General features: G+C 41.1%; 26 protein-coding genes and 1 tRNA gene. 21 read left to right on the top strand and 6 right to left on the bottom strand.

Annotated elements, in window-relative coordinates; genetic code table 11:
* Positions 1–134 precede the first annotated feature (134 nt).
* Genes A8F94_RS07750 through A8F94_RS07740 form a run of 3 tightly spaced genes read left to right on the top strand, consistent with a single transcriptional unit; the run spans position 135 to position 1,961 of the window.
* The gene (locus A8F94_RS07750) at positions 135–650 is read left to right on the top strand and encodes a sigma-70 family RNA polymerase sigma factor (protein WP_066197988.1); all 516 of its coding nucleotides are present in this window, start codon (positions 135–137) and stop codon (positions 648–650) included.
* Positions 634–1,665, top strand: coding sequence for an anti-sigma factor (locus A8F94_RS07745; protein WP_066197986.1), 1,032 nt, complete (start codon positions 634–636; stop codon positions 1,663–1,665). Before A8F94_RS07750 ends, A8F94_RS07745 begins: the two co-directional genes overlap by 17 nt.
* The gene (locus A8F94_RS07740; protein ID WP_066197983.1) at positions 1,650–1,961 is read left to right on the top strand and encodes a hypothetical protein; all 312 of its coding nucleotides are present in this window, start codon (positions 1,650–1,652) and stop codon (positions 1,959–1,961) included. The genes A8F94_RS07745 and A8F94_RS07740 overlap by 16 nt, the downstream gene beginning before the upstream one ends.
* Positions 1,962–2,005: 44 nt before the next feature.
* Here the strand turns inward: A8F94_RS07740 and A8F94_RS07735 are convergent, their stop codons facing one another.
* On the bottom strand, positions 2,006–3,694 hold the full coding sequence (locus A8F94_RS07735) for a hypothetical protein (protein WP_066197981.1): 1,689 nt from the start codon (positions 3,692–3,694) through the stop codon (positions 2,006–2,008).
* Positions 3,695–4,013: 319 nt separating this feature from the next.
* Between A8F94_RS07735 and A8F94_RS07730 the strand changes: the two genes are divergently transcribed.
* From A8F94_RS07730 to A8F94_RS07705, 6 genes are all read left to right on the top strand, one after another.
* Positions 4,014–4,823 carry an EcsC family protein gene (locus tag A8F94_RS07730; RefSeq protein WP_066197978.1) on the top strand — a complete coding sequence of 270 codons (810 nt, stop codon included), beginning with the start codon at positions 4,014–4,016 and terminating at the stop codon, positions 4,821–4,823.
* Between the two features lie 14 nt (positions 4,824–4,837).
* The gene (locus tag A8F94_RS07725; protein WP_066197976.1) at positions 4,838–5,596 is read left to right on the top strand and encodes a 2-phosphosulfolactate phosphatase; all 759 of its coding nucleotides are present in this window, start codon (positions 4,838–4,840) and stop codon (positions 5,594–5,596) included.
* Positions 5,597–5,660: 64 nt separating this feature from the next.
* On the top strand, positions 5,661–6,095 hold the full coding sequence (locus A8F94_RS07720; RefSeq protein WP_066197973.1) for a ferritin-like domain-containing protein: 435 nt from the start codon (positions 5,661–5,663) through the stop codon (positions 6,093–6,095).
* A gap of 154 nt (positions 6,096–6,249) precedes the next feature.
* Positions 6,250–7,701 (top strand): c-type cytochrome, encoded by a 1,452-nt coding sequence (locus A8F94_RS24870; protein WP_077247604.1) that lies wholly within the window; start codon positions 6,250–6,252, stop codon positions 7,699–7,701.
* 119 nt (positions 7,702–7,820) lie between these two features.
* Entirely contained in the window at positions 7,821–9,131 is a 1,311-nt protein-coding gene (locus A8F94_RS07710) for a DEAD/DEAH box helicase (RefSeq protein WP_066197971.1), read from the top strand.
* A 95-nt stretch (positions 9,132–9,226) separates the two neighbouring features.
* Complete coding sequence (locus A8F94_RS07705) at positions 9,227–9,829, top strand: DedA family protein (RefSeq protein WP_066197968.1); 603 nt, start codon at positions 9,227–9,229, stop codon at positions 9,827–9,829.
* A 37-nt stretch (positions 9,830–9,866) separates the two neighbouring features.
* Here A8F94_RS07705 and A8F94_RS07700 read toward each other — a convergent pair whose 3' ends face one another.
* Entirely contained in the window at positions 9,867–10,424 is a 558-nt protein-coding gene (locus tag A8F94_RS07700; RefSeq protein WP_254660813.1) for a cysteine hydrolase family protein, read from the bottom strand.
* A gap of 61 nt (positions 10,425–10,485) precedes the next feature.
* A complete protein-coding gene (locus A8F94_RS07695; protein WP_066197963.1) occupies positions 10,486–10,815 on the bottom strand; it encodes a DUF192 domain-containing protein in 330 nt (109 codons plus the stop codon).
* Between the two features lie 240 nt (positions 10,816–11,055).
* Between A8F94_RS07695 and A8F94_RS07690 the strand changes: the two genes are divergently transcribed.
* The 10 genes from A8F94_RS07690 to A8F94_RS07645 all read left to right on the top strand — a co-directional run bounded on the left by A8F94_RS07690 (position 11,056) and on the right by A8F94_RS07645 (position 18,624).
* Positions 11,056–11,238: a Flp family type IVb pilin gene (locus A8F94_RS07690; protein ID WP_066197961.1), complete on the top strand. Its 183-nt coding sequence runs from the start codon at positions 11,056–11,058 to the stop codon at positions 11,236–11,238.
* Positions 11,239–11,300: 62 nt separating this feature from the next.
* Positions 11,301–11,813, top strand: a complete 513-nt coding sequence (locus A8F94_RS07685) for an A24 family peptidase (protein ID WP_066197959.1) — start codon at positions 11,301–11,303, stop codon at positions 11,811–11,813.
* Positions 11,810–12,187 carry a TadE/TadG family type IV pilus assembly protein gene (locus A8F94_RS07680; protein WP_066197956.1) on the top strand — a complete coding sequence of 126 codons (378 nt, stop codon included), beginning with the start codon at positions 11,810–11,812 and terminating at the stop codon, positions 12,185–12,187. Before A8F94_RS07685 ends, A8F94_RS07680 begins: the two co-directional genes overlap by 4 nt.
* Before the next feature lies 1 nt (position 12,188).
* The gene (locus A8F94_RS07675) at positions 12,189–13,145 is read left to right on the top strand and encodes a TadE/TadG family type IV pilus assembly protein (RefSeq protein WP_066197954.1); all 957 of its coding nucleotides are present in this window, start codon (positions 12,189–12,191) and stop codon (positions 13,143–13,145) included.
* 15 nt (positions 13,146–13,160) lie between these two features.
* Entirely contained in the window at positions 13,161–13,814 is a 654-nt protein-coding gene (cpaB, locus tag A8F94_RS07670; RefSeq protein ID WP_066197952.1) for a Flp pilus assembly protein CpaB, read from the top strand.
* Positions 13,811–14,986, top strand: a complete 1,176-nt coding sequence (locus tag A8F94_RS07665; RefSeq protein ID WP_066197950.1) for an AAA family ATPase — start codon at positions 13,811–13,813, stop codon at positions 14,984–14,986. Before cpaB ends, A8F94_RS07665 begins: the two co-directional genes overlap by 4 nt.
* A complete protein-coding gene (locus tag A8F94_RS07660; protein WP_066197948.1) occupies positions 14,987–16,336 on the top strand; it encodes a CpaF family protein in 1,350 nt (449 codons plus the stop codon). It abuts the gene before it with no gap.
* Positions 16,333–17,307: a type II secretion system F family protein gene (locus tag A8F94_RS07655; RefSeq protein ID WP_066197945.1), complete on the top strand. Its 975-nt coding sequence runs from the start codon at positions 16,333–16,335 to the stop codon at positions 17,305–17,307. Before A8F94_RS07660 ends, A8F94_RS07655 begins: the two co-directional genes overlap by 4 nt.
* A gap of 3 nt (positions 17,308–17,310) precedes the next feature.
* The gene (locus tag A8F94_RS07650; RefSeq protein ID WP_066197942.1) at positions 17,311–18,246 is read left to right on the top strand and encodes a type II secretion system F family protein; all 936 of its coding nucleotides are present in this window, start codon (positions 17,311–17,313) and stop codon (positions 18,244–18,246) included.
* Between the two features lie 36 nt (positions 18,247–18,282).
* On the top strand, positions 18,283–18,624 hold the full coding sequence (locus A8F94_RS07645) for a helix-turn-helix domain-containing protein (RefSeq protein ID WP_066197940.1): 342 nt from the start codon (positions 18,283–18,285) through the stop codon (positions 18,622–18,624).
* 70 nt (positions 18,625–18,694) lie between these two features.
* On the opposite strand, the gene A8F94_RS07640 is transcribed toward A8F94_RS07645, so the two are convergent.
* Positions 18,695–19,024, bottom strand: coding sequence for a LapA family protein (locus A8F94_RS07640; RefSeq protein WP_066197936.1), 330 nt, complete (start codon positions 19,022–19,024; stop codon positions 18,695–18,697).
* 106 nt (positions 19,025–19,130) lie between these two features.
* Positions 19,131–19,203: transfer RNA gene (locus A8F94_RS07635), tRNA-Ala, on the bottom strand.
* Positions 19,204–19,356: 153 nt separating this feature from the next.
* On the opposite strand from A8F94_RS07635, the gene A8F94_RS07630 reads away from it, so the two are divergent.
* Positions 19,357–19,584: a hypothetical protein gene (locus A8F94_RS07630; RefSeq protein WP_254660812.1), complete on the top strand. Its 228-nt coding sequence runs from the start codon at positions 19,357–19,359 to the stop codon at positions 19,582–19,584.
* Positions 19,585–19,615: 31 nt separating this feature from the next.
* On the opposite strand, the gene A8F94_RS07625 is transcribed toward A8F94_RS07630, so the two are convergent.
* Positions 19,616–20,308 (bottom strand): MgtC/SapB family protein, encoded by a 693-nt coding sequence (locus A8F94_RS07625; RefSeq protein ID WP_066197933.1) that lies wholly within the window; start codon positions 20,306–20,308, stop codon positions 19,616–19,618.
* Between the two features lie 121 nt (positions 20,309–20,429).
* Between A8F94_RS07625 and A8F94_RS07620 the strand changes: the two genes are divergently transcribed.
* The gene (locus tag A8F94_RS07620; protein ID WP_066197930.1) at positions 20,430–21,329 is read left to right on the top strand and encodes a DMT family transporter; all 900 of its coding nucleotides are present in this window, start codon (positions 20,430–20,432) and stop codon (positions 21,327–21,329) included.
* Positions 21,330–22,044 lie beyond the last annotated feature (715 nt).

Below are 22,044 nucleotides of genomic sequence, written 5' to 3'. Positions count from 1 at the left end.
TAGTTTTGAAAAAGAGATTCTTATACGTTAATAAATGCAGTCCAAATCAATAAATAAAAATGTTCAATTAAATTTATGTATTTTGCAACTTTTTACAGTGTCGAAACGTGGATGTATTGAAAGGGGGAAAAAGGTTGGAGTTGGATGAGGTTTATCGGGTTTATGTAAAAGATTTATATCGCTATCTATTTTCCCTTTCAAAAGATCACCATGCTGCTGAGGATTTAGTGCAAGAGGCTTTCTACCGTGCCTACATCCAACTGGCCGATGAGGAGATTTCCAATATAAAGGCTTGGCTTTTTAAGGTAGCTTATCATGCTTTTATAGACTCAACGCGGAAAAGTAAAAGGCTGGTCATTACAGATAAAGTGGGGGAAGTACAAGAAAGTGCTTCAATGCCAATTTCGTCGCCTGAAAAAAGCATCCTTGAAAAAGAAAGCTTTCAGCTTCTCCTTCAAGATATAGACTCATTAAAAGAGGAAGAGAAACATGTTATTCTGTTATGCGACCTGCACAAGATGAGTAATCAGGATGCAGCAGCAATTTTGGGGATGAAGATTAACACATTGAAAAGCCATTTGTACAGGGGACGAAAAAGGATCATAGCGAGGGTAAAAGAAAGGAGGAACTTGTATGAAGGACAAGGATAAAAATAATAAATCGGATGTAGATATTTATACTTCATTTATTAACGAATCTATAAATGAATTTGAGAAAACTCATGCACATGATGAAAAAGAACAAAAACGGATTGTCCAAAGAAGTAAACATTCTGCTTTGCTGACGAATATCCTTATCAGCCTTGCATTATTACTATTGATTGTTCCTGTGATGACGCTGGGAACCTATCTTTACTATGTGATTGGCGGAAAAGCTAACAATTTAATTGAGGTTGCGTCCAAAACCATTTATGTTACCGAACCAAATATGAGTTTGGAGGAGATGGAACTAGAAGAGGATATAGGATTCTTCTCAATGACCTTAACATTTGACGTTTTTAAAAGGATCGGCAAGGAAGATTATAAGGCAGGGGAATATGAAATTTACCATGCTTTTGATAAACCGAGCTTCCCGAAAAGAAATATGTTGCTTGATAGGCCGATGCCGGAGATTTCTACACAAGATCCTCAGATATTAGTTCACCCGGATGCCCCAGCGCCTCTTGGCCGAGCTGTGGAATGGAATATTCTTGAAGGCCTTCCTGATGGAACTGTGGCTGAGGTATATCTATCCCTTAATGAACTATTGGATCCTGAAGAGGTTAAAAACCGTTTTGGGGATGATATTGAGGTTCGCTGGCTTGCTGTAGACACTGGTTTTGAAGCAAAACAATTAGACCAGGAGGGAGTGCCTGTATCACCAATCGGTTATCCAGCCCAGGTTGACCAGACGACTTGGTCTCCGTTTAACGGCAGAGATCACAGCAACGAGGAAGTATTCATGGACATTTTGGAACTTCTTGAAAAAAATGAGGAAACAGCGACAATAGTTAGCAGTTCAAAATCCTTAGTATTAACCGAAAGAATCGAGTATCTAAAAGCGAACGGAATCCATGTATATGGGGCGGTCGTTACTGGACCAGTACCTGCACTGCGTACTCTGGAAAACGATGAACTCGTTCGCAGTATGAAGGTAGGGGAAGTGAAATTATGGAACTGGAAATAGGGAAGTATAAACAAAAACTCCATAGAATCTCGTCTATTGCTGGATTCTTATCGTTTGTATCAGCTTTGATTGCATTGTTTAGTCTGAATATCGGATTGCTCCTAAAAGCGAATGGATTCCCGGACTTTTTTATCAATACCCTACCGATGGCAGGGCTCATGCTTGGGATAATGGGCTTATTCTCGTCTAAGCAGTCAAGATTATATGCTTACTGGGGAATTGGGCTCTGTTTATTTATATTTATTTTTCTTGGCCTCATGTTCGGTTTGGCATGGACCATCAATTCAAAGCCTTAGAAACCTCCCAATGTAAAAAGCCGGAGTCAATCTCCGGCTTAAACTTAATATGGCTGCACAAACGGCGTTTCTTTTAAGTGGCTTGTGTGTTCCTTCATATGGTGGTAAAAGAGCTCATATCTTACCCACTTAAGCGGGAATTTCAACGCGAGCTGCTTGTCTCTGCCGTAAACCATAATATGTTTTTTATTATATTCAACCCGCTTTATGTCATGGAGAGCGATGTTTTGAGCCTTTTTCCCGTCTCTCATCACCAGTTGCTGGCCGACAATTGAAATGCTCCTGGTTTTATTTTTCTGAAGTTCATAAAGGGCAAGGGCTCCACCGAGCGCGGTAAATGCCAATGAAGGCCAAAATGGGCCCTGGAAGCCATCAAGCGCAATTCTTACCCAGTGAGTAATCACAAGGGCAATAAAAAACCATAGCCCTTTGCTGAGCTTTGGCTTGCTTTCAAAATAAACAGAGTTCATATAATCCGCTTTTTCTTCTTCCCGGCTCTTGAAAAAGACCTGCTTATGCTCGTCAATTAGCATGGAATCAAGCTCAACGAATTCTGTATATGTTCCGTCCCAAAGATGAGCTGTATCATCTCCGTCCTCAAGGGCAAATCCCCCGACCCATCCTACATACGTCCGGCCAAGTTCCTCAAAGCTCATCATCAAGTAGCGCACAGGCTGTCCATAAAAGTTTTCGGTATCGATTTTATCGATTACCTGAATGTTTTCGGGAAAATGGCCCACGCCTTCTTCGTCTTCAGGCAAATTGATGATCGTCGAGAATAGCCTTGTTTTTGCAAGGTGCTGCTGCTTTCCATCTTTAATTGGATACAAGTGCTCCCGATTTTTGCTGTGTAATTCCCAATAAACCATTTCCGCGCTTTCAATATTCTCCGCACAGTCATAAATCACTTTTGGTTCAACAGGGAGGTTCTTCGCCAAGCAGGCCAACATTGCCTCAGACTTAATGACCGGATCCCTGAACTGTAATGCCTCTTTAAGCTCATTTTCGGTTTCACTCGTAAAATAGTACTCCATTAAACTGATGAACAGCCTCATTCTGCTGCGGATATAGAAATAATTATCCTTCCAGGAAGAATAAACGTATTTAGTAGAATAATCACTGTCAAACTTCATATACTGCTGTTTTGTTCCATGATAGTCTTCCAAAATCGACGGAAGGATAGCCTCGCTTTTATATCCGAGTTCCAGTCCGGATGCATTCACTGCCAAAATTAAATCGTACATCATGTATTTATAGTGTGAAGACTGTAATTTTGATAAAGTTTTGTCCAGGATATCACGCGATAAAACGGGATACGAAGAAAGCTCTGTTACCGGAATAACAAACTCCTCGGAATCGTTAATAAGCCCTACAAGCTTTTCTTCAAGGAAAAAGAAAATCTTTTCATTCTCTGTGCCTAGAAGGAATTCAGTCGCTCTTTCCTTTGCGAGGAGACTAAGTCCATCAAAATGCTTGATGAGTGACTCAACAACTTCCGCCATCGGGAAGTCACAGACAAAATCGGTTAAATAATAGGATGGATTATCCCATCTGTCTACTGGTTCCGGAAAGGTCCCCGCAGCCGTTTTTATCATATCCTTTAATACATCGATTTGGACTTCAAGGTTTTCCGTACTTTTATATACAAACAACTCATCAAGTGCATTGTAGCGCTTTTGCGGGTTGTCGTTTTTAACTTGCCTGAGAATATTCCGCAATTTTAGTTCTATCACTGTTTTTCTCCACCCTGCTATCCTATTTCCATCTATTTTATTTCATTTCCTTGAAACCGAAAACACTATTTTTACGTTAATTACTACATTAGATGAACTTATTAGTTTTATCATAGCTTTGCGCTACAGGCGCTTCGCTTTCCGCGGGCGGTCTGGGAGCCTCCTCGGCGCGAGCGCCTGCGGGGTCTCCCACTGACCTTTTCTCCCGCAGGAGTCTTCGCGCCTTCCGCTCCAATCAAATTCAGATTCTTTAGTTCATCTTTTGTAGTTTGCGGTTTTTAAATAAATAAAGGACAATTAGTGTAGAGGTGAAGGAACGTTGGAAACAAATGAATGGCTCCAAAAGGAACTTGAATTAATCGGGAAATGGGAGAAGGATCAGGGCAGCCTGATGATTTGGGAGCGGCTCGGCCGGCTTCCTTACAAGCTGCTGGACAAAATCACACCGAAATTTATTCATGAAAAAATTGGTGTGCTGCTTGATGAATTGGGCAGCTATATCCAGACAGGCGGAAAATATCTAATCAATGAAAAAGCCGCATTCAAGCTGATTGAAAAAAGCACAGGGAACAAAGTTGAGTCCTTTACGGATGCAGCCAATGCACCGATTGCTGCAATGGACCAGGCATGCAGTGATTTGGCCGGTCAGCGGAAAAAGTTCGCCGCCTTCCAGGGAGCAAGTACAGGCATCGGCGGAATCTTTACATTGGCAGTGGACATCCCAGCCCTTTTAGCTACTTCGTTGAAGACGTTGCAGGAAATTGCGCTGATTTATGGATATGATCCGAATGAAAAAAACGAAAGAATCTTTATTGTGAAATGCCTGCAATTCTCATCAGCTGATATTGTTGGTAAACAGGCTATTCTTAACAGCCTGTCTGCAGCAGGACGCCAGGGTGAAGTCATGTCAGAACTACAGGGATGGCGTGAGGTTGTCTATGCATACCGTGACCAATTTGGCTGGAAAAAGCTTTTTCAAATGGTTCCTATCGCAGGAATTGTTTTCGGTGCCTGGTCAAACCGATCCATGATTGCAGACCTGTCCGAGACGGGCCAAATGCTTTATAAAAAAAGAAGAATCCTTGATAGGCTTGCTGAAAACGAACAAAACGGCGAGAAGTTATCATAGATATAGGGAGATTTATGATATTTGGTCAATCGGGCTATTCCATCCGCGTTGAATGGGGAAGAAAAGGAGCAAGGGATGCAGCCGGTCGCGGAGATATTGTGATCGTAGTAGATGTCCTTAGTTTTTCCTCAACAGTAGTGACAGCCCTTCATCATGGGTGTTCCATCTATCCGTATCCGCCTCATCTTGATGGCAAATTGTATGCCGAAAAAATTGGCGGTGAATACATACTAGGCCGTGCCGAGGCTGCAAAGATTAGCAGGGCGACACTTTCGCCGGTTTCTTTTAACAGTACTCATAAAGGAAGAAAGTTTGTGCTTACCTCCTTAAACGGGGCATTTTGCACATGGGTAGCGGAACAGGTTCCGGCCCTATTAATCGGCTCTTTCTTAAACTTATCCTCAGTAGCGAAGGTTGCTAACAATATCAAGCAGGAAACTCGTTCAGCTATTACGGTCATTCCGTGTGGGGAACAATGGAATGATTCGAGAGAGCACGAAGACTCATTGCGGCCTTCAATAGAAGATTATTTGGCTGCTGGGGCAATCGTTTCGTTGTTGGAAGGTGAAAAGTCACCGGAAGCACTAGTCTGTGAAGGTGCATACAGCCAACAACGTGATAACATCAGCAACCTTATATGGGAGTCAGGGAGTGGCAGGGAGCTTCGCGAAAAAGGATTTGAAGCCGACGTCACCCACTGTTCCCGAATAGATGTGTATACTGAAGTCCCGCTCCTAAGAAACGGGCACTTTACAACGCAGAAGACTTTATAAATAAATAACAAAAGAATAATATCCCTCTTTTTTCCTAATCCTATTGGTAAAAGGGGGTTTTTGTATGCAAAATGAAAATGAAACAGCCATCAAAGAACTGAACGCATTTCTCCAGGGCCAATACATGGGAATCAGGGCTTATGAGCATTTGATTGAGAAGCTTGACGACCCTGCTATTAAAAAAGAGTTCCAATCGATGCAGCAGGATCATCGCCTTCATGCCGCTATGGTTGCCGAGAGAATTCAAACACTTGGCGGGATGCCCGTGAATAATGAGGGCCTGACCGGAAAAATCCAGGGATTCATCAGCCAAATGATGATGCCGGAAAGTACCGAAAATATTATCAAAATGGCAATCAAAGGCGAGGGTTTGTACGGCATTCAGCTGTCGGAGGAAATTGTAAAGGGGGACCTCGATCCCGAAAGCAAGGAAATGGTTGAAAGCATCATCGATACCGATAGGCGGCATCTTGACTATTTGAAAAACCTTGTCCATTAAGCAACAGCCCGGCAGAAGAATATGCCGGGCTGTTCATTTGTTACAAAATAAAGAAACTGCTTGCCCGCTTCATTAAATTGCCACAGAATGATTCTCCTTTTATATAAGTTTGATACTATATTTAACTTGTATTGATTATTAGGAGGAATCCACGATGAAAAAGATATGGACAGCATTATTGTTAACCGCATTAATTGCCGGCGGTTGCAGTTCGGATACAGCAAAAGTTGTAACAAAGCCACAGAAATCTGCTAATACTGTAAATACAACTGTTGATGAAACGTTAGCCGGAGGAAGGCTCGGCCATGAATCACTGGCATTTGTGGGTGCCGGTGTCAGCAACAAATTATGGGTGTTCGATGCTAAATACCACAACCTCGTCACAACCATTGATACTGGGGGGCCATATGTGGAACGCACCGAGAAAGAATGGTACCCAAATCTGAATGATACACATGCCATCGCTTTTACTAAAGACTTCAAAACCTTGTTTACAGGGAATTGGTACAACTATGATGAACCATCGTATCTCATTGCAATCGATCCAATCACGATGAGGGAACAGTGGCGGTTGCCAACAGGCAAGGGCGCACACCATATCGCGCTTTCTCCTGATGACAAATATCTTTATGTGGCAAACCAGCATGACGGGACGACAAGTGTCATCGATATGGCCGCCCGGAAAAAAATAAAGGATATTAAAACCGGCGATGGAACTTGTTACCTAAGCCCAACGATGTACTGGGAAGGCAAGAAAATCGATACGAATTACATGTTCCTCAGCATTGAGCGTGAGAACAGAGTAGTCGCCATTGATATGAAGACAAATGAAGTTGTAAAAAGCATGGATGTCGGCGGCATGGTCCACGGTGTTAACTTGACTCCTGATGGCAAAACAGTATGGGCAGCGGTTATGGGCGATAAGAAGGTGGCTGTCATTGATCCGAAGTCACTTGAAGTCACAGGCGAGATTAAATTTGACGGCGGTCCGATACACATAGCGTTTACACCTGACAGCAAGTATGGCTTTGTCACAACAGGCGGAAACAAAATTTACAAAATAGATGTTGAAACCCATAAAGTCGTATGGGAAGCAACGGGTACCACTGTCCCGGCCCATGTTGGCGTAACCCCTGATGGAAAAGAGCTTTGGTCCTTGAATCATGGAATGGACAAACGCTATCCGTACCAGCTTGGCGGCGCGGCAGTCAGCGGCGTTCAGGTATGGGATGTCGAAACCGGTGAATTTATTACTGAAATGGTCTCAGACGGAGTGCCTCATGAAATCCAGTTCGTACCTTATAGTGTATTTGGTGCACCTGAAACCCCAGCAGCTGAAGAGGGCCATGGGTCCCACGGCGGCGGCGAAGATAAAGCAGGGGAGAAGGTTTCTGCAGCTGAGGAAAATTATAAGCAATCCTGCCTGAACTGCCACGGCAATGACCTGACGGGCGGAGGCGGGCCGGATATCTCCAAGATTGGTGGAAAGCTTTCTAAGGAAGAAATTGAGGACATCGTCAAGAATGGCCGAGGCATGATGCCAAGCGACCTCCTTTCCAAAAAAGATGCAAAAGAAATGGCTAAATGGCTGTCTGAAAAGAAATAATATGTGATAATAAGAAATCCGGTATCGAATGGTGCCGGATTTTTGTATTTGTATTTGCTTTTTACACAGAAAACAAGCACAATCAAGAAAGTGAAATTATTGAACACAGGAGAATGTAAATGTCTGATTTTATAAAGCTTGGAATATCAAAAAAGGTCACAAATATAATAGCTTCGAGTGGAATAGCTGTGCCAACCCCGATACAGGAGAAAGTCATTCCGCTTGCTCTGGAAGGCCGGGATATTATTGCCCAGGCACAAACAGGAACAGGAAAGACGTTCGCGTTTCTTTTACCAATCCTCGAAAAACTTGATTTGGAAGCAGGTCATATTCAAGCACTGATTGTTACACCAACTCGTGAACTGGCTATCCAAATTACTGCTGAACTCGAGAAGATTGTTAAAGAACTGAATGAGGTTAAGGTTCTGGCTGCCTATGGGGGCCAGGATGTTGACAAGCAGCTGAAAAAGCTGGCGAAGTCTGTCCATATTGTGGTCGGAACACCAGGCAGGCTCCTCGACCATATCCGGAGGGGAACGATTAGGCTTGGGGAACTTTCCGCGCTTGTCCTTGATGAAGCGGACCAGATGCTTCATATTGGATTTTTAGATGAAGTCGAAGCAATTATTGAGGAAACCCCATCAACACGGCAAACGATGCTTTTCTCAGCAACTATGCCATCAGAAGTTCGGGACCTAGCCCAAAAGCATATGCAGAAACCCGAGTATATCCAAATTAAAAAAACACAGGGCCCGGCAGACACTGTCAGCCAGCTGGCCTTTCAAACAACGGACCGCGGCAAGCAGGGGATGTTAATGGAGTTAGTCGGGACACACAGACCTTTTATGGCAGTTGTATTTTGCCGGACAAAGCGCCGGGTGGGCAGACTTTATGAAGTACTGAAGACGAATGGGTTTTCCTGCGATGAATTGCATGGAGACCTATCCCAGGCTAAACGTGAGCGGGTAATGGAACGATTCAGGAAAGCGGAGTTTCAGCTATTGATAGCGACCGATGTTGCAGCGCGGGGGCTTGATGTCGAGGGTGTGACCCACGTCTTCAATTATGATATGCCTGAAGATGCCGAAAGCTATGTCCATCGGATTGGACGGACAGGAAGAGCAGGAACAAAAGGAGTTGCAATCACCCTTTATACTGCATCGGATTCCCAGCAGCTTCGTTCTATTGAAAAAGAACTGAATATCCGGATGAAAAAGCAGGAACTGGAATTGAGTAAACAGGATGAGACAAGGAAACCTCAAAGGCGTTCAGATAATAAAAACACTGCCCGTTCGGAAAAAACTAAAAAAGGTGAAAAAACCACAAGAACAGGAAGGGCCTCATCGTCCGAAAACGGCCGTTCGACTCACGGTAACAAGCAGTCAAACCGTCGGATGGGAAAAAGTACTGCAAAAAAGAAAAGAAGATAAACAGGCTATATCTAGCCATAAAACTGTATTTAATGTTACTATCAGGATGTTATTAGAGATATTTAGCCTTTATGGCAGAAAAACAGGAGAGAAGAATGGAAAATTGGATTATTTCAATCATGAATGATTTTGGATATATGGGCGTCTTTTTGCTCATTGCACTTGAGAATGTATTCCCACCGATTCCGTCAGAAGTCATCCTTACGTTTGCTGGCTATATGACCCTAAAATCTGAAATGAGTGTGTTAGGAGTCATCTTTGTGTCTACAGCTGGTTCGGTGACCGGCGCCGTTATTTTATATGGAATTGGCCTATTACTTGACGTGGAGCGTCTTGAAAAGATTGTTGACCGTTGGGGGAAGATCCTTCGTGTGTCCAGAAAAGACATACATAAAGCCGATGCTTGGTTCGATAAATATGGCCCATGGACAGTGTTTTTCTGCCGGCTGATCCCGTTAATCAGAAGCTTGATTTCCATTCCAGCCGGGATGTCCAATATGAAGTTTTGGCTATTCCTTATCTTAACTACCGCAGGTACATTGATTTGGAATACACTTCTCGTCAACGCCGGAGCAATACTGGGGGAAAACCGGCATAAAATTGTGGAGTATATGGACATCTTCTCGAATGTTGTTTATGTATTAATAGTTCTTGCCTTCATCTATTTTGTTGTGAAATTCATCAAAAGCCGCAGGTAAAGTGAAAGGCTCCCGCTATAGCAGCAGGAGCCTCTCGTTATTTATATTCAAGATGTTTGTGTTCAAAAATATTTTCGCTTGAGTTCCGGACCAGGATAAAATGGTTGATATTATCAAGCCCATCTAGATTTGCATTATGATGGTCGATGATTTGGCTTGCACTAAGCACTTTATTATCTGTCGTGGAGTGTGCATCAGCAACCAGTGTCACATCATACCCAGAGGTCGTTGCCCGCCTGCAGGTAGTATCCACACAGAATTCGGTTTTGCAGCCGATGACAACCAGATGATCAATATTCAACGTATCCAAATAATCGTTCAGGCTCGTTTGGTAAAAAGCATCGGTTGCTTTCTTTGTAATGACCGTATCATCCTTTAATGGTGCGAGATGCGGGTGAACTTGGTATTCCATCGTATCCGGCTCAGCCACATCCGTGTCCACAATATAGATGACCGGAATACTTTTCTCTCTTGCTTCATCAATGACCGTCTTCATTTTTGCAAGCAGCTCTTCTTTTTTAAAAACAGGACCGATTTCAGGTCCCTCAATAATGCCGACCTGAGCATCAATAACCAATAATGCGGTATTTCCCACTACATAACCCCCGCTTTTAAAAATTCATTCAGTATTACTAGTGTACTAGATAAATAGGTATTTAACTAATTTTTATCACATCACCAACTGAAATCTCAAGCTTGTTGATTATCCCCTCTGGGAGTTCAAGCGTTGAGTAGGCATGTTTATTTGGCTTCGTAACCCTCCACGGTTCCAAGGATGGATAAAGCTGGACAACCTCCATATGTTCGTTTAGAAGAAGGACGTCAATCGAGAACGACATAAAGAACATATGGACGGAATTGCAAGGCAAGATCCAAAGCCCTTCATCCTGAATCGCTTCTTTTTTGAACATCAACCCCTTCAATCTTGTAAAAAATGTATCCGCCTTTTTTATCGGAAACGGCATAAGCACAGTCTTCTCCTGCATATAATTCCTCCTATAGTGGGATTTTGGTTATGTGTTCATTATAGTAAATTCGAGGTTCTTTAAAAAGAACAAAATAGTTAGTAATTTAAAGGAAATGAAAGAAAAAGGAGGAAAAGCCCATAAAAAACCTCAATAATGAACAAATTCGGGACTTTTCAACTAATTTTGTTCGTTATATAATTCAATCAAGTTCTACATATAGAACCCAAAAATAAAGACCATATCATAGGAGGATGAGAAATGAACTTGCTTAACAGGTTGGTAAAGGATGAAGAGGGCCAGGCACTTACGGAGTATGGATTGATTGTAGGGTTGATTGCAGTTGCTGTTATTACAGCGGTAACATTACTAGGAAATCAGATAAATGCTTTATTTGGTAAAGTAACTGATGCATTAAAAACTCCATCAGGTGTTGATAAATAATTTTTTACCCTGCTTTTCAAGCATGAGAAGCAGGGTTTTTTAGAAGGAAAGGAGGGCTTTCCATGGAAAATATACTTCTTCTTATCGTACTGATTATATGCACGATAACAGATATTAAATTTAGGAAAATCCTGAATATCGTGACATTCCCAGCAATTCTGCTGGGCTTCCTCTATTATCTAATGATCAATGGCTTTGACGGCTTTTTGTATAGTGGCAAAGGTTTCTTGGTTGGGCTAGGCGTCCTTTTAATTCCCTTTGCAATGGGAGGCATTGGTGCAGGTGATGTAAAGCTAATGGCTGCTATTGGGACGATGAAGGGTGCCTTTTTTGTTTTTTATGCGTTTTTATATGCTGCGATTGTTGGCGGCTTTATTGCTTTATTTATCATTATCCGAGGTAAAGATGTAAAAGGTTTTATTGCAAGGATAACCAATTCAATTCTTCTTCTGTCTTTAAATAAAAGCAAAGAGTCAATCCAAGTCAGCAAAAAAGATCTTGCTCCATCTTTTCCTTATGGAGTGGCCATAGCAATTGGAACTGTAGCTATGCTTTTCATGGAGGGAAGGATATGAGATCTGAGAAAGGGCAGTCAATGGTTGAAACAGCCCTTATTCTTCCTATAGTTCTTATGTTATTGTTCGGGATTGTGGATTTTGGTCGGATTTTTCATGCGTACCTAACATTGGATCATGCCGGCAGGGAAGCTGCGCGGCTGGCGAGTATCCAAAAAAGTAATGATGATATAACCGCGAAGATAAATTCTTCAATTGCGGGGCTTGAATCCAGCAGGCTGACTATAACGATATCTCCAAACGAGACAGCCAGGACGAGCGGGACAGATGCTACGGTTACGCTTGTTTATAATATTGATTTCATAACTCCTTTGGTAGCCAGTTTAGCATCACCGTTAACATTGACCGATACTACCGTAATGAGGGTGGAGTAGTATGACAAAAATACTAAAAAATGAAGATGGGAATGTATTAGTAATTGTTGCAGTCTTTATGATTGCCATTTTTGGTTTTACAGCAATGGTCGTTGATGCGGGAGGGCTTTTTTTGGAAAAAAGCAAGCTGCAAAAAGCACTTGATTCCGCAGTACTAGCGGGCGGAAAAGATTTATTAAAAGGGAAAAATGTAGCAGTTGCAACTGCTATTAATATTGCAGGAAAAAACGGAGTTACGTTAACGACTGATGATATAGAAACTGGCGATGATTATATAAAAGCAACAAAAACAATCAGTAAAAATCTGACTTTTGCAAGGGTGCTTGGCTTCAATAATTCTGATGTCTATGCAACTGCTAAAGCCCGAATAAGCAGAAACCTTGTAAAACGTGCTGGTATTGTCCCTGTAGCTATCCCAAAAGAAAAATTTCCTGATGAACCACCGAAGCCAGGAGAAACACCGGCCTCTTTTACAATCCATTTTCAGCCTGGAAATAGTGGCAAAGGAAACCCCGATGAAGATAATTCATCGATTAGCGGTAATTTCGGGTTTCTGGAAATAGGCGGATCAGGCGGAAATGTTCTCGAAAACAACATCAAGAACGGGGTTGAAATGGAAGTTTCCGATAATATGTGGGAACTGACTAAAACGGGTCTTAGCTGGGGAAATGTGAAATCGGGATTTCAATATAGAATTGATAAGGATAAAAAAAGTCCAACATGTAATGATTATTCAAAGGCCGATGCTACCTGCGGCCGGGTCGTTATTGTTCCAATGGTTGAGTCATACGAAGGGGCAAATGGAAAAACACTCGTTAAAATTATTGGTTTTGCTTCAATTTGGTTAGATAAAATAACGGGCCATGATATTCAAGCCAAATTTATATCAACGGTTACTTTTGGTGAGTTTGAAGAAGGCGAAGATTTCGGGGTTGTCGGTGTCCGCCTCGTTGAATAGAGAGAAGGGGAGATTATGAAATCTAAGAAACTATGGATTTGGTCGATGGTATTCGGTTTATGTGTTACCGCCGTACTATACTTAATTATTTCAAATAGAGAATCTTCTCAGTCAATAGTAACCTCGGCATCTTCGCAAAATGTAAGAGAAAACAAACCGGACACCAAAAAGGCAGGAAATTCAACTCCAAAAGGTGGGAATACAGGTACTGCCAAAGCTGCTGAGGCTGACGAAGAAAAGAAGGGGAACGAACTGCTTCCTATAGGTGATGGTAAACGAGCAATGACCATTAAGGTATCCGAAGTACAAGGAGTAGCAGGATTTATTAAGCCAGGTTCCTACGTTGATGTTATTGCAAAGTTAACTGTTCCGGAAGATGAGAAGGAAGATGAGAAGGAAGATGAGAAGGAAGATAAGCATGCAGCAGGTACAATCATCATTCAAAACTCAAAAGTTCTAGCTGTAGGCCATGCAGCTGATGAAGCAGAAAAAATGAAAAGGTACAAAATGGTTACATTAGAGGTAAACCCCAGAGAGGGATTAGCCCTGGGTTTTTCAACTCAGTTTGAATTGTACCTGATGCTTAGGAAAGACGGGGATGAAAAGCTTATCGAGAAAGATACATTCTTAAGTGAAGATGATCTCCGTAAAGAGGTGTTATTCAAATGACTTGGAGTTTGTTAACTACTAATCCTGACATACATGAAAGACTTAAAGAGTATGCTATAAATTTGGGTCATGAACTGCAGTGGTTTAAAAACAATAATGAGTTTCTTGAAGCAGCCCATAATGGGCTTGTATTCCTGGCTGTCGAAAATGAGAAGCAGTTATCTGAAGTCCTTTACTCTATTAACGGAGCTTTTCAAAAAAGTGTACCTATCATAATAGATTCCGAGAACAAAGTTAATTTAAGAAAGGCACTGCGGGCAGGAGCCTTTGATGTCTTGCTATACCCTTTTAATGGGGAGCAGCTATTCTCAACAATTCGAGAAGCTGAGGCAATGTTAAGTGAAATTGGAGGAGACCCTAAAAAGAAACAGGATATAGCCATTAAGAACGCTCGAATCATGACTGTCTGCAGTACAAAGGGAGGAGTCGGAAAAACAACATTTACAGTCAATCTGGCTGCTACCTTTGCCAAGCAATATAGAAAAGTTGTTGTAGTCGATCTGGATTTGCAATTTGGTGATGTTTCGATGTTCTTTAATAGTCATCCCAAGAAAACTATTTATGAATGGGTTAAAGAAAGTTACAATGCTCAGCCGGAAAAAGTAAAATCGTATGTTTTTCAAGTGAATGAATTTATTGATATTATGGCTGCTCCAATCCGGCCGGAATTTTCCGAGGTCATCCTCGAAGAACATATAATGAAGCTTATCGACAATTTGCGAACCCAATATGACGTAGTCCTGATAGATACAGCACCATATGTGGAGGGGAAAATTTTAACTGCCCTTGAAAAAACAGATGATATTTTCCTCGTAACGTATATGGATCTTCCAACGTTGAAAAATTGTAAAATATTCATCGAAACCCTTCAATCTCTTGGACTCGCTAAAAAGGTGAAAATAATCCTTAACCGTGATTCAAAAAAGAAGGGACTTACAAAAGATACCGCGGAAAACGTATTAGGATTCCCAGTACATACTAGGGTGCCGGATTTAGAAAAGGTCGTTGTAACTTCGGTTAATGAAGGGTATCCATTCGTCTATTCCTACCCAAGAGCAAAAATCTCCAAAGTTTTCTATGCCTTTGCCCAAGAGCTGACCGGCAGTGAGGACAAAGTGTCTAAACGATCTTTCTTTTCAAAAAAAGCTTCAAACGAACGGAGGCTGGTTTAGGTGTCTCTTTTAAAAAGACTGGGCAAGGAAGAGCTCCTTGAAAAGAGGAAAGAGAGTATAGAACCTCTGTTTCATTTAAACCGGAACATTCCAGAAGATGGTTTAGAAAGCAAGCTTCATAATTATCTTGTAGATGAATTCAAAAAGGTAAGTGAAAACCAGGAAATTGATTATGAAGAGTTGATTGTAAGAAAGTCGGAGGAATTCCTTCAAAATGAAGCAGCCCTTCTTACGTTTGAAGATAAACAGGCAATCTTTTTTAGCGCTAAAAATGAGTTGATTGGATTTGGCCCAATAACTCCACTTTTATCAGATCCTGATGTAACTGAGGTAATGGTAAATGGACCAAAGGACATCTACGTTGAGAAAAAAGGTAAGATTAGCAAGACTCCGGTCCGGTTCAAGGATAATGACCATGTTTTGAGGATTATTGAAAAAATAGTTCATCCTTTAGGCAGAAGGATTGACGAAAGTTCGCCTATGGTCGATGCACGGCTTCCGGATGGCTCCCGTGTCAACGCAATCATTCCGCCGCTTGCCCTCCATGGACCAGCTCTAACAATACGGAAATTCTCAGAAACACCATTTACAATAGAAAACTTAATTCAGTTTCAGACGCTTAGCAGGGAGATGGCCGATTTTATAGAAGCGAGCGTTGTTTCGAGGTTAAACATCTTTATTAGCGGTGGAACTGGTTCTGGTAAAACATCTACATTAAATGTCCTTTCGTCCTTCATTCCCGAAAGTGAACGGATTGTAACAATTGAAGATGCTGCCGAGCTAAAGCTATCACAGGAACATGTTGTTGCACTAGAGTCTCGGCCGCCAAATATTGAAGGGCAGGGAGAAATCTCTATTCGTGACCTTGTAAGAAACTCGCTAAGGATGCGTCCCGACAGAATCATAGTTGGAGAGGTAAGGAGTGCCGAGGCGCTTGATATGCTTCAAGCCATGAATACAGGACATGAAGGAAGTCTTGGAACAGGCCATGCAAATTCTCCTAGAGATTTGTTGGCCAGGCTTGAAACAATGGTACTGATGGCAGGATTTGATTTGCCGGTCCGTGCTATAAGGGAACAAATTGCAAGTGCCCTCGATATCATTGTCCATCAAACAAGGATGAAAGACGGAACAAGGAAAATCACCCATATAACAGAAGTTCTCGGTCTTGAAGGCGAGACGATTGTGTTGCAAGATATTTTCCTATTTAAGGAAACTGGTTTGACAGAGGATGGAAAAGTTAAAGGTAAATTTGTTTCTACTGGAATCAGGCCGAAATGTGCTGAACGGCTTGAGCTATCAGGTTTCACGATACCATCTTCCTGGTATATGGAGGAATGGCGTGTATGAACGCGGAACAAATCATATACATTCTTATTTCAGTGCTCTTATTCGCTTTTGTATTCCAGATAGTGGTGGGTTCCTTTATACAAAAATTGGAGATAAAAAAGAGATTAGGCAGCTATTCTCTTTTTCAAAAAGAAGAACAGGAGCTAAATGAGAAGAAAAAACTTGAAAAAGAGTCTCATGTCTCGGTCATTAAAAAGGTTGGAGGAAAGTTTAATACAGCTTCGCCTGCAATATCGAAATGGGAAAAGAAGTTGTTACAGGGGAAATCTTCGCTTTCACCAGGGGAATTCTTTTTGTTTCGTCTCTTATGCACAATTTGTTCAATTCTCATAGCTTTTCTTTTAAATCTTCATTTTCTTCTTATTAATCCAATAGGGGTTGCTGCTTTCTGGCTTCCGGTTCTCCAATTGAATAAAAGGATCGAAAAGCGCCTAAATCGCTGTGCATTCCAATTGGGTGAAGCACTTGGAACAATGGCCAATTCAATGAGAGCTGGATTTAGTTTTATGCAAGCGATGAAATTGATTTCAGAAGAATTTCCTGACCCGATTGGAACGGAGTTTGAAAAGACGCTTCAGGATATAAATTTTGGGGTGCCAGTTGAGGAAGCTTTCCAGCGGATGCTAGAAAGGCTTCCAGATAAGGAGCTTGAAATGGCCGTTAAGTCGATGCTCATCCAAAGGGCGAGCGGGGGAAATCTTGCTATTCTTCTTGAGACGATCCGTGAAACAGTTACCGGCAGAATTCAAATCAAAGAGGAATTAAGGACGTTAACCGCACAAGGCAGACTTTCCACCTGGATTATTACTGGACTTCCGATTGCCTTAACTCTTTACTTAAAATTGGTTAACCCTGAGTATTTTGATTTAATGCTTGAGCATCCACTTGGTATCTTTATGCTCTCAGTAGGAGCCGTTGGAATTGTAATGGGCTGGTTCTTTATCAGGAAAATTGTCAGGATTGAGGTGTAACCATTGACGCAATTTATTCTATATTTATTGGCATTTTTATCAATGAGTTTCCTTATTCGGACATTCCTGCAATTTTTTTATAAAAGTGAAATTATCATTAACGAAAGAGTGGAAGGGTATCTTGGTGTTGAAAGCCACCAAAAAAATAAACAAAAACCAATAAGGGGCATGAAATTAGTTGGAAGCGGTAAAGTTGAAGACCTCTCTGGAAAGGCAAAAGTATTTTTATCGAAGAAGCTGACTCGTGAAACGAAAAGTGAACTGGAACGGAAATTACGGGATGCCGGTTTACCATATACCTGGTCACCAGTAGATTTCAGGCTCATGCAGTTGTTAATCGGTACAATTGTATTCTTTCTAAGCTACCTGTTGTTTGGCAAAGCGTCGGGTAAAATTTTGAATGTATTCTTTTTTTCGCTATCTTTTGCTGCACTTGGTTACTACTATCCTTCCTTTTATTTAAGTGTCCTAAAAAAACGGCGATTTGCAAAAATTGAGAAAAGCCTAGCCGACTTTTTCGATATGGTTAATCTCTCGGTCGAAGCAGGCATGGGCCTCGATGCTGCGATTATGAGAGTATGCAAAACTAAGGAAGGTCCTTTATCAGATGAATTCATGAAAGCGATGGAAGAAATGCGTCTAGGGAAATCAAGAAGGGAAGTATTTATCAATTTGAGAAGCAGGGTGACGCTGGATGCTTTCCAAAGCTTGATGACTTCACTCATCCAAGCAGATCAATTAGGAATTGGAATGTCAAAGGTTTTAAAGGCGCTAACCGACAGAATAAGAGAGCACCAAAGGCAACGAGCTAGAGAACAGGCAATGAAGGCTCCGATTAAAATGATGCTTCCAATGGTTCTTTTTATCTTTCCGGCAATTTTCATTGTTCTGTTAGGCCCACTTGTTATTTATCTTTTACAAAATGGATTGGGAGGATGATTCCCTTTTCTCTACTGGACCAATGGAGGTCTTAAAATGGAAGGAAAAAGAATAAGGCAACTAAGGGAAGAGAAAGGAATATCCCTCAATAAATTAAGTGAAATTACCGGGATATCAAAATCATATTTAAGTTTTTTGGAACGGGGTATACAAAAAAATCCAAGTATCTATATACTTGAAAAATTGGCAGAAGCATTACAAACGGAAGTGGGTGTGCTAATTAAAAAACATCCAATTCCTCCAAAAGATTATAAAATCAAAGAAGAACCGAGTATCCTTAAATTACATGTGGAGCTTTCCGAAAAAGACCTTGAAAAAGAAAAGTATAAAAGAGTTAAGGAATTATTAGAGATATTAAATGAGCCTAGTGGTAGTTAGTTCCCTCACTTATCAAAGAGAGGGAATTTTCTTTTGGAAGGAAAATAACCCCCTTGCTCGGCAAGGGGGGTTACTGCATTCGCTCCGATGTTCTGTAAGAATTCCTCCCTACATCAGGCTCAGCCCCATCATTTTGGGCAAGATGGGTCTTGGCTTTCCATTCATCGCGTTCCTTCCTGGCTTTTTTCAAATCTTTCCTTAATTTATACAATCTGGTTTCGCCAATGGCTGCCGTTATAATGACACCGGCAAGAACGGAGCCAAGGATAATAAGAATCAGAGGCCATTGGGCAGTTCCAAAGAAATAATCAACTTCCACTGGATCGACATTCATTACAGCAAAAATCGCAATCAATAATGCGAAAACTAAAGCAAGTAACAGGCTCCATTGTGACTTCATTCAATATCCCTCCCTGGGCATTATCCTGTTAGTCTAAGGATACCCCGGAGCAGGGAAGGGAAAACAAAAAAAGAACTTCTGCAATTTTTGCAGAAGTTCTTTAGTATGGAGACTATCGGGATCGAACCGACGACCTCTTGCATGCCATGCAAGCGCTCTCCCAGCTGAGCTAAGCCCCCGTTGTGTTTCTGGTATTCCGGATTTGTGGTACAAGAAAGATTATATCTACCTTCTTGTTTGTTTGCAAGAGGTAATTTTATTTTTTTATGATATAATTTTTTAGGCCAGTTTTATTATGTCCTTATTTCATTTTGGATGATGGAGGCATTGCCGTGAGAAATATTGTTTTTTATGTCATGATTGCGCTCTTGCTTACAACCGTTGTCAGCATTGTGATGGGTTATCATAACTTCGGGTTTACGGTAGGCTATATATTCGCTCTTTTCGCACTGGCGTCTGGATTGTTTTTTGCCACGAAGAATAGTGATTATACACATAAGTTTTGGCATAAGGATTTTGTTAACCGCAGAAGGCGCGGTAGGCATGGAGAAGATGAATAATTAAAACGGCGGCAGATGCCGCCGTTTTAATTTAGCTGATACTTTCTATTTCGACTCTTTTTACACCTTCCAATTCAGAAATCAAATTGTACACCTGAGTAGTTTTTAGTTTTAAATCAACAGCAATTTGGAGATTAACCTGATGTTCGCCATCGCTCAGGTCTTTAATCCTTATTCTTCTAAGGATGTATTTTTGAGAATAAATAAAATCGATCAGTGCATCAATCTGGTGGCGTTGTGCCATGTGAAGCTGAAGGAGGATTTCTTTTTCGCGAAGCTGTTTTGGCCCAATCAACTTCATGATGTATGGCATGAACTCGACACTGAAAATAAGAAGTGCGACACCAGCAAACGCCTCAAGGTAAAATCCTGCGCCTACCGCAATCCCTATTCCTGCGGCTCCCCATATCATTGCCGCAGTAGTTAGGCCTGAGATACTGTCATTGCCTCTCCGTAAAATAACCCCCGCACCCAGGAAACCTATCCCGGAGACGATTTGCGCAGCAAGACGGAGAGGATCCATTGTGATATTGACAGCACCAACATGGGCATTATAGGCAGATTCAATTGAAACAATTGTTAAAAGACAACTTACAATTGAGATGACGAGGCTCGTTTTTAAGCCAACAGGTTTTCTTTTTAACTCCCTTTCAAGCCCAATAACCAATCCAAGAACCGCTGAAATGCCTAACTTAAAGAGTATCTCTGTGTCTACTGTACCCATGTCCTTTTCCCCATCCAATCATTGTTTTTTCACAAAAAGATTATAATATAATAGAATTATGCGGTATTTACGTGTAAAATACATATTTTAATCTTAGACTATACATCAAAAGGAGTCAGTCATGAAATCAGTCATCAACCCTTATGTGGCATTGGCAGTCGGAATTATCACAGTTTCCGCTTCAGCCGTATTAGTTAAATTAAGCCATTCACCATCTGGAGTAACAGCATTTTACCGGCTCTTCTTTTCGGTACTGTTCATGCTCCCGCTTTTCTTGAAAAAATACACACATGAGCTAAAAAAAGTAACAAAACGAGATTGGCTCTACACTTCTATCTCAGGTGTATTGCTGGCCTTTCATTTTATCCTTTGGTTTGAATCTTTAAACTACACCTCTGTAGCAAGCTCTACGGTCCTTGTCACATTACAGCCTTTGTTTGCATTTGTTGGAGCATATTTTTTCTTTGGTGAAAAAATAACCCTTGGAGCGATAATCAGTGGAATTATCGCTATAGTTGGAAGCTTCATTATTAGCTGGGGTGACTTTCAAATAAGCGGATCTGCTCTTTTTGGAGACGTTCTCGCATTACTGGCTTGCGCATTTATCACAGGATATTTACTGTTCGGCCAGACGGTCCGAAAAAGAGTGTCCCTGATTACATATACTTTCCTTGTATATTTGATCAGCACTATAACCTTATTTATGTATGTTGTTATAAAAGGTGAACCGCTGCTGCCCGAAGTGCAGACCGATTGGATTTATTTTATCCTACTTGCAATATTTCCGACTCTTCTCGGGCATAGCCTGTTCAATTGGGTCGTGAAATGGATGAGTACCACAACGATTTCAATGGCAATTCTGTTGGAGCCTGTTGGTGCAACAATTATGGCCTATTATATACTGAACGAAGGTGTAACCTGGTCGCAAATTGTTGGCGGGCTCGTTGTAATCTTTGGGCTTTCCCTATTTATAATTGATGAAAGAAGATTAAAGGCAAAGCAACCTTCACCACAATTATAATCGGTGAAGAAAGTTTATTGCTGAAGATGTTTAGGCTTTTTATAAAAATCCAATTTAGTTTATCCGGCATCATGGCCTGTGGCTGCCATGAAAATTGAAATACGGATTTACTCTTGAGTAATGCTCCTACTTTACCTTCATTGATGCAGCGTTTCTTAAAGCTGTTTCGATGAAGGTTTTTCTTATTATATAGAAAAGAGCAAGAAGCCAAAGTTTATTTTCATTAAAAAGATTACTGAGAGATAGGTTCGATCTACTCTTGTTGAAAGTATGAGGGAAGGGTTCTGAGTTGAAACTTGTAAGGTTCTTCTCGTAAAATAATTCTTGAGCTAAGAGTAATTAATACTAAATCAGTTCTCCTACGATAAAACAATCATCGTTAAACGTTACTTGAAATGATTTTTAATTCTATGGCAAGGTAGAAGCAATTAATGGGCAGCCATATAGTTTTAGCTGAACATGATAAAGGAGTTATCATAAAAAAATCAGAGAAACTGAAAAAAGTTTTAAAATTATATTGCAAACATTTTTTGAACGTGTTATATTATTTCTTGTCCTCTTCGAGAGACATTGAATCAAAACGAAGTAAATTGCTTTTGAAAAAGCGGTTGACAGCTTCGAAAAAGATATGATATAGTAACTAAGTCGCCAAGGCGACAAGCTGAAATTGTTCTTTGAAAACTAAACAAACAAGCGTCAACAAACAATAATATGA

Source organism: Bacillus sp. FJAT-27225, assembly GCF_001685025.1.
Taxonomy (GTDB): domain Bacteria; phylum Bacillota; class Bacilli; order Bacillales; family Cytobacillaceae; genus Bacillus_D.
This window is presented reverse-complemented; position numbering and strand designations above follow the sequence as displayed.

What these genes read in the sequence shown, in the direction of transcription:
- A8F94_RS07745 (WP_066197986.1), top strand. Translation starts at nt 634, where the DNA reads ATGAAGGACAAGGATAAAAATAATAAATCGGATGTAGATATTTATACT.
- A8F94_RS07685 (WP_066197959.1), top strand. Translation starts at nt 11,301, where the DNA reads ATGGAAAATATACTTCTTCTTATCGTACTGATTATATGCACGATAACA.
- A8F94_RS07675 (WP_066197954.1), top strand. Translation starts at nt 12,189, where the DNA reads ATGACAAAAATACTAAAAAATGAAGATGGGAATGTATTAGTAATTGTT.
- A8F94_RS07665 (WP_066197950.1), top strand. Translation starts at nt 13,811, where the DNA reads ATGACTTGGAGTTTGTTAACTACTAATCCTGACATACATGAAAGACTT.
- A8F94_RS07620 (WP_066197930.1), top strand. Translation starts at nt 20,430, where the DNA reads ATGAAATCAGTCATCAACCCTTATGTGGCATTGGCAGTCGGAATTATC.
- A8F94_RS07695 (WP_066197963.1), bottom strand. Translation starts at nt 10,815, where the DNA reads ATGCAGGAGAAGACTGTGCTTATGCCGTTTCCGATAAAAAAGGCGGAT.
- A8F94_RS07725 (WP_066197976.1), top strand. Translation starts at nt 4,838, where the DNA reads ATGATATTTGGTCAATCGGGCTATTCCATCCGCGTTGAATGGGGAAGA.
- A8F94_RS07705 (WP_066197968.1), top strand. Translation starts at nt 9,227, where the DNA reads ATGGAAAATTGGATTATTTCAATCATGAATGATTTTGGATATATGGGC.
- A8F94_RS24870 (WP_077247604.1), top strand. Translation starts at nt 6,250, where the DNA reads ATGAAAAAGATATGGACAGCATTATTGTTAACCGCATTAATTGCCGGC.
- A8F94_RS07720 (WP_066197973.1), top strand. Translation starts at nt 5,661, where the DNA reads ATGCAAAATGAAAATGAAACAGCCATCAAAGAACTGAACGCATTTCTC.
- A8F94_RS07640 (WP_066197936.1), bottom strand. Translation starts at nt 19,024, where the DNA reads ATGAAGTCACAATGGAGCCTGTTACTTGCTTTAGTTTTCGCATTATTG.
- A8F94_RS07740 (WP_066197983.1), top strand. Translation starts at nt 1,650, where the DNA reads ATGGAACTGGAAATAGGGAAGTATAAACAAAAACTCCATAGAATCTCG.
- A8F94_RS07625 (WP_066197933.1), bottom strand. Translation starts at nt 20,308, where the DNA reads ATGGGTACAGTAGACACAGAGATACTCTTTAAGTTAGGCATTTCAGCG.
- A8F94_RS07690 (WP_066197961.1), top strand. Translation starts at nt 11,056, where the DNA reads ATGAACTTGCTTAACAGGTTGGTAAAGGATGAAGAGGGCCAGGCACTT.
- cpaB (WP_066197952.1), top strand. Translation starts at nt 13,161, where the DNA reads ATGAAATCTAAGAAACTATGGATTTGGTCGATGGTATTCGGTTTATGT.
- A8F94_RS07710 (WP_066197971.1), top strand. Translation starts at nt 7,821, where the DNA reads ATGTCTGATTTTATAAAGCTTGGAATATCAAAAAAGGTCACAAATATA.
- A8F94_RS07680 (WP_066197956.1), top strand. Translation starts at nt 11,810, where the DNA reads ATGAGATCTGAGAAAGGGCAGTCAATGGTTGAAACAGCCCTTATTCTT.
- A8F94_RS07645 (WP_066197940.1), top strand. Translation starts at nt 18,283, where the DNA reads ATGGAAGGAAAAAGAATAAGGCAACTAAGGGAAGAGAAAGGAATATCC.
- A8F94_RS07655 (WP_066197945.1), top strand. Translation starts at nt 16,333, where the DNA reads ATGAACGCGGAACAAATCATATACATTCTTATTTCAGTGCTCTTATTC.